This is a genomic window from Ancylomarina sp. (assembly GCF_041555295.1).
In the GTDB taxonomy this organism is placed as follows: domain Bacteria; phylum Bacteroidota; class Bacteroidia; order Bacteroidales; family Marinifilaceae; genus Ancylomarina.
In genome coordinates, this window is record NZ_JBFFKR010000443.1 from 1 (window position 1) to 1,978 (window position 1,978).

Sequence of the window (1,978 nt, forward strand, 5' to 3'; positions counted from 1 at the left end):
ATCGGTGTTCAAGTCATCACCAATCATGATGCTGTTATTTGTATGTGCGCCTGTTGCTTCAAATGCATATTGAAATATTTGTGCATGAGGTTTGTTCGCACCTGCATTTTCAGAAGTTATAACCTCTGTGAAATAGCTATCTAGTTTTGAGTTTTGAAGTTTTCGCCCTTGCACCTCATTAAAACCATTGGTGATAATATGTAGGTGATAGTTCTTTCCTTTAAGATATTCTAAACAGGAGTGTGTATTTGGGAATGTTTCAGTTTGTAATGGGCTGAGATCAATGAAATCTTGAGCAATTTCTTTAGAAAGTGCTATATCCTCCATGCCAGCTTCTTTTAGTGTTAGGTAGAATCTTCTGTAGCTCAATTCGTCTTTCTCAATTCGTTTTTGGTAATAAGCGACCCAGAGTTTCTTATTATGATACTCATAACGATTTTTGAAAAACAGGAAATTACCAAATGTGTTTTGAAGACCAAAATCTCTAAAGAGTTGTTTTAGTGTCTCTTCTGAGTTTTTATCAAAATCCCAAAGTGTTCGATCCAGATCGAAAAAAATATGCTGATATTTCATATTGATGTCTAGTTTGTTTCAAAGGTATTTTTAAAATCGAAAAGAATCTAGTTTTGATATTTGTTTTATCAAAACTTCAAGGATTTATCGGTTTATTTTCTTTTATTTTCAGTGACTTTGTTAAAAAATATTTATTGATGAACGTTTAATTAATATTGATAAAAGGTTTTTTTTAAAAGATGAAGCAATTTCTTCGCATTAGTGTTAAAAAAGTTTAAATTTGAAAACTAGGTCCCTTTCTATTAGGCTATAACGACTTGCTTCTAAGATCTGTTTTTAAGCTTTGGTAATGAGCTTTTTCAAGGTCGCTTGATGAGGTTGGGATTTTTTTTTAATAAGAAAAATGTGAGCAAGAAGTGGGTTTTCGTAAAGAACTAGATTGACTTTTGCCATGTTCTTATGAATTTACTTCACATTAGAATATGTCTATTTTATTCCTGATAGGAAAGATGAAATGGAGTTGAGAAAGCCTGCTTCTATTGAGGTGTTGACTTGTCAGTCATTTAAACCGTATTTTGGTTAACGACTTGAAATAAAGTTTCCATGGTTCATGTTTTTTGATTAGTGGAATTGTCTATAAGTATTACATTGTTTATATTTGTCGGCTTTGTATGTTTGATTTTTAAGAACATAAGATCTTTTAGTCTAAATAAAGGTTGAATATTATGCCTTCGTAGTTTGTATTTTATGTTATTTTGTTTATATTGAACGTATCTACTGAAGGGAGATTGAGAGATCTTCAATTGATTTTTATAATAAAATATTAGTGTTTGATTAAAACTATACACATTAAACTTCTACTACTATTTAGCCTGAGCATTCTGTTCGGGCATTCTGTGTTTGCGCAAACTTTCCCAACCTTCGTTGCTAATCAGAGTGTGTGTGTTAATGAAGATATAACCTACTCTGGCTATGGACTTGATGGCTCTCAGTTGTTTTTTGATGTTTACGAAAGCGATGGGTCTACAGTTGTGTCTTTAGGTAATGTTCTTACTCGTGTTAACCCTCCTGTTACTGTCCTGCAAGGAGCAGATTTATATTATAAATATGAGCATGTAAATTATAATTGGCCTAATTCTGGGACTTTTGTTGTTAAAATAAGAGAATTGACCTCAGCAGGATGTGAAGGAGGGAATACAACGCATTTAACTGTTGTTGTAAATGCTCTTCCTGATATTTCCAGTTTAGGTTTTGGTGTTTCTACACCTGTGTGTAAAAATTCAGCTCCAGTATTTACTGTTACTGGATTGGAATTTAATACAGCGTACACTATTGGCTATGATGATAACGGGATTTCAAAGGTCGTGAATGTTACGACAGATGGTGCCGGTAGTTGTTTGTTGCCTACTGATGCGATTGTTGCGACTGCTAATTACAATATAGAAAGTGTTGCTTTTAATGATGG

The 1,978-nt window shown here is 33.0% G+C and carries 2 protein-coding genes; one reads left to right on the forward strand and one right to left on the reverse strand.

Annotation, left to right across the window (positions count from 1 at the left end; all coding sequences use genetic code 11):
* The coding region (locus tag ABY905_RS16905) for an HAD family hydrolase (protein WP_372646014.1) at positions 1 to 573 on the reverse strand (573 nt) is incomplete at its 3' end.
* A gap of 770 nt (positions 574 to 1,343) precedes the next feature.
* On the opposite strand from ABY905_RS16905, the gene ABY905_RS16910 reads away from it, so the two are divergent.
* Positions 1,344 to 1,978 (forward strand): hypothetical protein (locus ABY905_RS16910; RefSeq protein ID WP_372646016.1); only part of this gene is annotated, 635 nt, incomplete at its 3' end.